6 protein-coding genes and 1 pseudogene are annotated in these 7,755 nt (G+C 74.6%); 5 read left to right on the top strand and 2 right to left on the bottom strand.

The annotated features are described in order from the left end of the window. Positions 1 to 485, bottom strand: a pseudogene (locus ASF47_RS20070) (hypothetical protein); the annotation flags it as partial. Between the two features lie 279 nt (positions 486 to 764). On the opposite strand from ASF47_RS20070, the gene ASF47_RS20065 reads away from it, so the two are divergent. From ASF47_RS20065 to ASF47_RS20045, 5 genes are all read left to right on the top strand, one after another. Continuing rightward, entirely contained in the window at positions 765 to 1,184 is a 420-nt protein-coding gene (locus ASF47_RS20065; RefSeq protein ID WP_056865800.1) for a hypothetical protein, read from the top strand. Positions 1,185 to 1,339: 155 nt separating this feature from the next. Next, the gene (locus ASF47_RS20060; RefSeq protein ID WP_056865799.1) at positions 1,340 to 2,050 is read left to right on the top strand and encodes a response regulator transcription factor; all 711 of its coding nucleotides are present in this window, start codon (positions 1,340 to 1,342) and stop codon (positions 2,048 to 2,050) included. Positions 2,051 to 2,063: 13 nt separating this feature from the next. After that, complete coding sequence (locus ASF47_RS20055; protein WP_056865798.1) at positions 2,064 to 3,587, top strand: sensor histidine kinase; 1,524 nt, start codon at positions 2,064 to 2,066, stop codon at positions 3,585 to 3,587. 217 nt (positions 3,588 to 3,804) lie between these two features. Then, positions 3,805 to 5,061, top strand: a complete 1,257-nt coding sequence (gene rocD / locus ASF47_RS20050; RefSeq protein WP_082500561.1) for an ornithine--oxo-acid transaminase — start codon at positions 3,805 to 3,807, stop codon at positions 5,059 to 5,061. Between the two features lie 88 nt (positions 5,062 to 5,149). Beyond that, positions 5,150 to 7,129 (top strand): ArnT family glycosyltransferase, encoded by a 1,980-nt coding sequence (locus tag ASF47_RS20045; RefSeq protein WP_082500560.1) that lies wholly within the window; start codon positions 5,150 to 5,152, stop codon positions 7,127 to 7,129. Here ASF47_RS20045 and ASF47_RS20040 read toward each other — a convergent pair. Continuing rightward, entirely contained in the window at positions 7,102 to 7,755 is a 654-nt protein-coding gene (locus ASF47_RS20040; protein WP_235558820.1) for a TetR/AcrR family transcriptional regulator, read from the bottom strand. The genes ASF47_RS20045 and ASF47_RS20040 overlap by 28 nt on opposite strands.

The following is a 7,755-nucleotide window of genomic DNA, read 5'->3' as shown; positions in this document are numbered from 1 at the left end:
GCCTCGGCCACGAACAGCTCGATGCGCCGCGCGCCGAGGCTCTGCACGCGGGGGCCGAGGGCGGCGACCTTGCGGTCCACGAACGCAGCACCGGTGTCGTTGAGCACCTGGGTCTGGGAGGCGATCCGCCGCGCCCGCCAACCGGGGAGGATGAGGTCCTCGACCATCGCCCAGATGCGGGGCAGGCGGTGGACCAGCTCCATGACCTCGGCGAGGTTGCAGCCGGCGTTGACCGGCGACATCTCCAGCGCCAGGGCGAGGGGTTCGGCGGCGAACTCGTCGAGGCCGTGGCGGATCATCCCGGGCACCGACCACGCGTAGGCCCGGTCGGGGTTCAGCGCGCCCCAGCGGGCCATGACCCGCAGGGTGCGGCGCTCGGCTGCACGCACCGAGCGGGCGGTGTCGGCGGCGTACTCCAAGACCTCGTCGGCCTCGAGGGAGTCGACGTCGACCACGGCGCCGGTGGTGTCGAGGTCGAGGAGCATGCGCTTAGTTTATTCGAACAGGCCTTCGATTGCTAGAGGCTATAGTCGGCCTGGGGAGAGGGTTCCGCTGTCGCGTGAGGGTGGTTTCGAGACGGTCGCTGGCGCTCCCTCCTCAACCACCGCGAGGCTGACGCTCCCTCCTCAACCACCGCGAGGCTGACGCTCCCACCTCAACCACCGTGCCGGGCTCTCCCTGCCCGACCAGCGAGGCCCGGACCGGCCACCGGACTCACGGTCGGGGCACAGGGTGGGCACAGCGGGGGCGTCGACGCTGGCGGCATGAGTGACCAGACACCCGACCTCCCCGCCGCCGCCCGTCCGAACGCCGACGACGCCCCACCGGCCGGAGGTGGGTGGCGGCGACGGGCGCTCGCCCTGCGGGGCGTCGTGGCCGTCGCGCTGGCCAGCCTGCTCATCGGCGGGACCGGCGGCGCCGTGCTCGGCGTCGCCGCAGGCGGGTCCGACGACGGCCGGTCGGGCGGACCGGGCGGTCCGGGCGGCTTCGGGGGACGACCGCCGGTGCAGCAGGGGACCTTCCCGGGACAGCCGTCGGACGACGGCTCCGCCGACGCGCCGGGCTCCCCCGGCGACGCCACCTCTCCTCCCGGCGCCTCGACCGACCCCACCCCCACGACCGGCGCCACCACCCGCACCACCGCCACGGGCGCCACCGCCACCGGCACCGCCACCGGCCTTTGACCCACGACTGACGGAGGGCCCACCCCGGTCTCGTCGCGCATCCCCCGCACCACCTCGCTCCCCGCCGTCACCGCTGAGCGCACCGTCGCGGCACGCACGTCCGACACCCAGGACGTCCACAGCGGACGCACAGGCACCTGGGCCAGAGTGGAGCCATGGAGCTCACCCGACCCGACGGCAGTCCCCTGCGCGTCCTCGTCGTCGACGACGAGGTCAACATCGCCGAGCTGATCTCGATGGCGCTGCGCTACGAGGGCTTCGAGGTGAGTGCGGCCCACACCGGCACGAAGGCGGTCGCCGCGGCGAAGGACTTCCGTCCCGACGCCGTGGTGCTCGACATGATGCTGCCCGACTTCGACGGCCTCGAGGTGCTGCGTCGCATGCGCACCCACGACCCGGACGTGCCGGTCGTGTTCCTCACGGCGCGCGACGCCGTCGAGGACCGGGTCGCCGGGCTGACCGCGGGCGGCGACGACTACGTCACCAAGCCCTTCTCGCTGGAGGAGGTCGTGGCGCGGCTGCGGGGGCTCATGCGGCGCGCCGGGGCCCAGCAGGCCGCCGAGTCGTCGGTGCTCACCGTCGGCGACCTGTCCCTCGACGAGGACAGCCACGAGGTCTTCCGCGGCGGCACCGAGATCAGCCTGACCGCCACCGAGTTCGAGCTGCTGCGCTTCCTCATGCGCAACCCCCGCCGGGTGCTCAGCAAGGCCCAGATCCTCGACCGGGTGTGGAACTACGACTTCGGCGGCCAGGCCAACGTGGTGGAGCTCTACATCTCCTACCTGCGCAAGAAGATCGACGCCGGTCGCGACCCGATGATCCACACCATGCGCGGCGCGGGCTACGTGCTCAAGCCCGCCGCCTAGGCGCCGGCACCCCGTGGGCCGCCTCGCCTCCCTCACCTCCCGCCTGGTCCTCACGGCCGTGGCGCTCGTGCTGCTCGTCTCGCTGCTCATCGGCACCGTCGCGACCCTCGCCGTGCGCTCCTACCTGCTCGGCCAGGTCGACGACGACGTGCGGGCGGCGCTGCAGCGCGCGGAGTACGTCGCGGCGTCGCAGTTCTTCGTGCCCTGCTCGACCCCCGACCCGCCCGTCGGCGGCGTGCCCGACGACCTCGACGACCGTGACCGGGGGCCGGGCGACGGCGACGACCCCGGCCGGGGGCAGTCGGTCGGCACCCTGACGGCCTTCTTCGAGCAGTACGCCGACTACGAGGCCGACCCGGCCGGCTGCGTGCTGACCCCCGGCGAGGACGGGCGGCCCGGCACCCGCGCGCTCTCCACGGCCGCCCTCGACCTCCTCGCCGACCTCCCGGCCGACGGCCGCCCGCGCGAGGTCGACCTGCCCGGCGTCGGGTCCTACCGCGTGGCCGTGCGCGAGACCGCCTCCGGCGACTACACCGTGGCCGCGGGGCTGCCGACCGACGACCTCGACGGGGTGGTGTCGACCCTGGTCACCACCGAGGTGGTGCTCATCCTGCTCGGCGGGGCCGTCGCGGGGCTGGCCGGCCTGCTCGTCGTACGCCGACAGCTGCGCCCCCTCCGCGAGGTCGCCGACACCGCCCACACGGTGGCGGAGCTGCCGCTGGCGCAGGGCGAGATCGACCTGACCGAGCGCGTGCCCGCCCACCTCACCGACGAGCGCACCGAGGTCGGCCGGGTGGGCTCGGCGCTCAACACGCTGCTCGCCCACGTGGAGTCGTCGCTGGAGGCCCGCCACCGCAGCGAGCTGCAGGTGCGCCAGTTCGTGGCGGATGCCTCCCACGAGCTGCGCACGCCGCTGGCCACGATCGCCGGCTACACCGAGCTGGCCCGCCGCCGACCCGACGACGCCACCGCGGTCGCCACCGCGCTGGCGAAGGTGGAGGAGGAGTCGGGGCGGATGACCTCGCTGGTCGAGGACCTCCTCCTGCTCGCGCGCCTCGACGCCGGGCGACCGCTGGAGTCGGCACCGGTGGACCTCACCCGGCTGCTGCTCGAGGCGGTCTCCGACGCCCGCGTGCTCTCCCCCGACCACCACTGGCGCCTGGAGCTGCCGGAGGAGGCACCGGCCGAGGTGGACGGCGACGAGCAGCGGCTGCACCAGGTGGTGACCAACCTGCTCACCAACGCCCGCAAGTACACCCCCGCCGGCTCCACGGTCACCGTCACCGCGCTGCCCGACGGCTTCCGGGTGCACGACGACGGGCCTGGCTTCCCGCCCGAGCTGCTCGACCACGCCTTCGAGCGCTTCGCCCGCGGCGACACCGCGCGCACCCGCGGCGGCGTGGCCGCACCGGGCGGCGCGGGGCTCGGGCTGGCGCTGGTCGAGGCCATCGTGACGGCCCACGGGGGCCGGGTCACGCTCGTCAGCCGACCGGGCGACACCGCGGTCGAGGTGACCCTGCCCGGGGCGGGCGGCTGAGGGTCGGCTCCGGGGCGACCGGGTCGGTCGAGGGGGCCCTCGAGCATTCGGCGGCCCGCCGTACGTGGGGTTACTCTCGTGAGGGATTGTCTGACAATCCTCGGATTCCGTCCCCGTGCCTGGTGGTGTGGGGAGGTCGCGCGACGCGACCCACGATCCGACCGACCCGCCCCGACCCTCCCGCACGCCGGGACGGGCCTCCAGGAGGAGACGAGCCATGACGGCATCCCTGACCGACGCCACGACCGCCACCACCGAGGTCGCCCGCAGCACCGAGCTCTACCAGCGCGCCGAGGCGCGCACGGCGCACAACTACCACCCGCTGCCGGTCGTCGTGGAGCACGCCGAGGGCGCCTGGATGACCGACGTCGACGGCAAGCGCTTCCTCGATCTCCTCTCGGGCTACTCCGCGCTCAACTTCGGCCACGGCCACCCCGGCCTGCTGCGCGCCGCGCACGAGCAGCTCGACCGCCTCACGCTCACCAGCCGTGCCTTCGTGCACGACCGCTTCGCCGACTTCTGCGCCGAGCTGGGCGACCTGTGCGGCAAGGAGCTCGTGCTGCCGATGAACACCGGCGCCGAGGCCGTCGAGACCGCGATCAAGGTCTCGCGCAAGTGGGGTTACGAGGTCAAGGGCGTGACGCCCGGCCACGCCAAGATCATCGTGTCCTCCGGCAACTTCCACGGCCGCACGACGACCATCGTCAGCTTCTCCGACGACCCCGACGCCCACAACGGCTTCGGCCCCTTCACCCCCGGCTTCCAGATGGTGCCCTACGGCGACCTCGAGGCCATCGAGGCCGCGATCGACGCCGACACCGTCGCCGTGCTCATCGAGCCGATCCAGGGCGAGGGCGGCGTCGTGCTGCCCCCCGACGGCTTCCTGCGCGGACTGCGCGAGGTCTGCACCCGCGAGAACGTCCTGATGGTCGCCGACGAGATCCAGGCCGGCCTGGGCCGCACCGGCAAGACCTTCGCCTGCGACCACGAGGGCGTCGTGCCCGACGTCTACGTGCTGGGCAAGGCGCTCGGCGGCGGCATCGTGCCGGTCTCGGCCATCGCGGCCGACCGTGACGTGCTCGGCGTGCTGCGCCCCGGCCAGCACGGCTCGACCTTCGGCGGCAACCCGCTGGCCTGCGCCGTCGGCCTCGAGGTCGTGCGGATGCTGGCCACCGGCGAGCACCAGGACCGCGCGGCCGAGCTCGGCGTCGTGCTGCGCGACCGGCTCGAGGCGCTGGTGGGCCACGGCGTGCTGCGCGTGCGCACCCGCGGCCTGTGGGCCGGCATCGACATCGACCCCGCCGTCGGCACCGGCCGCGAGGTCTGCGAGGCGCTCATGGCGCGCGGCGTCCTGGCCAAGGACACCCACGGCTCCACGATCCGCCTGGCCCCGCCGCTGGTCATCACCGCCGAGGACCTCGCCTGGGGCCTCGACCAGCTGGCCGAGGTCGTCCGGGCCGCCGATCCGGCGTAGGCTCGGTGCCGGGTGGCCCTCGCGGGTCACAGGCCGCTGACAGCGCGGCCCTGAGGTCGCCCCAGCCGGCGGCCGCAGGCTGGCGGTCATGTCGACCAGCACCGCCGCACCCGCCCGAGCGACCACCCACCCAGACGCGGGCGCCACCGCTCCCGGGGTCCTGAGACTCCCCCGGGAGCGCGTGGCGCTCGCCCTGCTCCTGGGCTCGACGGTCCTGCTCTACCTGTGGGGCCTCGGCGCCTCGGGCTGGGCCAACTCCTTCTACTCCGCCGCCGTGCAGGCCGGCTCGGAGTCGTGGAAGGCCTTCTTCTTCGGCTCCTCCGACGCCGCCAGCTCGATCACCGTCGACAAGACCCCGCTGTCGCTGTGGCCGATGATGCTCTCGGTGCGGGCCTTCGGGCTCTCCTCGTGGGCGATCCTCGTGCCGCAGGCGCTGATGGGCGTCGGCGCCGTGGCCCTGCTCCACGCCCTCGTGCGGCGCGCGACCGGCTCGGCCGGGGCCGGCCTGCTGGCGGGCGCCGTGCTGGCGCTCACGCCGGTGGCGGTGCTCATGTTCCGCTTCAACAACCCCGACGCGATGCTGGTGCTCCTGCTGGTGGCGGCGGCGTACGCCGTGCAGCGCGCCCTCGAGGGCGTCCGCCCGGTGCGCTGGATCGCCCTGGCCGGGGCGCTGGTCGGGCTGGCCTTCCTGGCCAAGATGCTCCAGGCCTTCCTGGTGCTGCCGGCCTTCGCCCTCGCCTACGCCCTCTTCGCCGCCGTGCCGCTGGGACGGCGGGTGGGCCACCTGCTGGTCGCCCTCGCCTCGATGGTGCTCGCCGGCGGCTGGTGGGTCGCGGTCGTCGAGCTGTGGCCCGCGGCCTCGCGGCCCTGGATCGGGGGCTCGCAGGGCGACTCGGTCCTCGAGCTGACCCTCGGCTACAACGGCCTGGGCCGCATCACCGGCGAGGAGACCGGCTCGGTGGGCGGCGCAGGCGGCTGGAGCGAGACCGGGGCGCTGCGCCTGCTCGGCAGCGAGATCGGCGGGCAGGTCGCGTGGCTGCTGCCGGCCGCCGTGGTCCTGGGGGTGACGGCGCTGGCCCTCACCTGGCGCCGCGGCCCGGCGTCGGCCCCCGGCCCCAGCAGCCCCCGCAGCCCCCGCGTGCTGCGCGGCACGCTCGCCGTCTGGCTGGGCTGGCTCGTGGTCACCGCGGTGACCTTCTCCTTCATGGGCGGCATCTTCCACGCCTACTACACCGTCGCCCTGGCCCCCGCGATCGCCGCACTCGTCGGCATCGGCGCCTGGTCGGCGTGGTCGCACCGCGACTCGCTGCTGGTCAGCGGGGTGCTCGCCACGACCACGGCACTGACCGCGTCGCTGGCCTTCGTGCTGCTCGGCCGGGCGGGCGACTGGCACCCCTGGCTGAAGTACGTCGTGGTCGCGGTCGGCGCGCTCGCCACGCTGGCGCTCGCCGGGGTGCGGCACCTGCCCCGCCGCGCGGGCCGGGTCGTGGCGGCCGCGGCGCTGGTCGCGGCCCTGGCCGGCCCGACGGCGTACGCGCTGTCGACCGCCGCCACCCCGCACACCGGCTCGATCCCCACCGCCGGACCGACGACCACCACCGGCCCCGGAGGCATGGGCGGCCCCGGCGGGACGGGCGGCCCCGGCGGGACGGGCGGCGTGCCCGGGGCGAGCACGGGCGGGCTGCTGGAGGCCAGCACGTCGAGCGAGGCGATCGACGCCCTGCTCACGAGCGACGCCGACTCCTTCACCTGGGTCGCGGCGGCGGTGGGGTCCAACACCGCGTCGGGCTACCAGCTGGCCACCCAGGAGCCGGTGATGGCGATCGGCGGCTTCAACGGCAGCGACCCCAGCCCCACCCTCGAGGAGTTCCAGCAGTACGTCGCGGACGGCGAGATCCACTGGTTCATCGGCGGGGGTGGCGCGATGGGCGGCGTGCTGGGCGGCGCCGGCGGGTCCGACGGCGGCTCGGACGCGGCGGCGGAGATCACGGCCTGGGTGGAGTCGACCTTCACCGCGCAGAGCGTCGACGGCGTGAGTGTCTACGACCTCTCGGCCGGGGTGGAGTGAGACCCGGCCGGTCCCGCCGGTCCCGCCGGGGGCAGCACGCCGACCAGCGCGGGCAGCGAGCCCGCCATCATCGCCACCAGGTCGTCGCGGGTGATGCCGGCGGGGTGCTCGATCCAGGCGAGCACGAGCTGCTCGTTCATGGCCGCCCAGGCGCGCACCATGAGCCGGCTCGCGGGGGTGTCGGGCACGAGCTGGCCCTGGGCGTCCTCGCGGAAGATGCGGTCGGTGAGGGTCGAGCGGGCCTCCTCGTAGATCTCGCGGAGCGTCTCGTTGCCGCCGGCGGCGCCCTTGACCAGCGAGAGGTAGCCCTCGTGGTTGGCCACGACGTAGTCGAGGTAGGCCGTCATCGACAGCAGCAACCGCTCGATCGGGTCGCCCGCGGTGGGTGGGGCGGTCTGCTCGATGAGGTCGTCGGCGGCCCGTCGCACGACGGCCTCGTGGAAGGCGTGCTTGTTGCCGAAGTAGTGGTAGAGCAGCCCGCGCGAGATGCCGGCCTCCTCGGCGAGCAGGTCGATGCTCAGCTCGTCGACCGAGCGGGTCGCGAGCAGGCGCACGCCGAGGTCGAGCAGCTGGGCGCGGCGCTCGTCGGGGCTGAGCCGGGTGCGGGAGGAGGTGCTGCGGGTCAC

Source organism: Nocardioides sp. Leaf285 (assembly GCF_001422955.1).
GTDB classification, from domain to species: Bacteria; Actinomycetota; Actinomycetes; order Propionibacteriales; family Nocardioidaceae; genus Nocardioides; species Nocardioides kribbensis.
The sequence above is the reverse complement of the archived record's forward strand: the minus strand, read 5'-3'. Positions and strand labels throughout refer to the sequence as shown.

Coding starts and splice junctions, on each gene's coding strand:
- rocD (WP_082500561.1), top strand. CDS start 3,805: ATGACGGCATCCCTGACCGACGCCACGACCGCCACCACCGAGGTCGCC.
- ASF47_RS20065 (WP_056865800.1), top strand. CDS start 765: ATGAGTGACCAGACACCCGACCTCCCCGCCGCCGCCCGTCCGAACGCC.
- ASF47_RS20060 (WP_056865799.1), top strand. CDS start 1,340: ATGGAGCTCACCCGACCCGACGGCAGTCCCCTGCGCGTCCTCGTCGTC.
- ASF47_RS20045 (WP_082500560.1), top strand. CDS start 5,150: ATGTCGACCAGCACCGCCGCACCCGCCCGAGCGACCACCCACCCAGAC.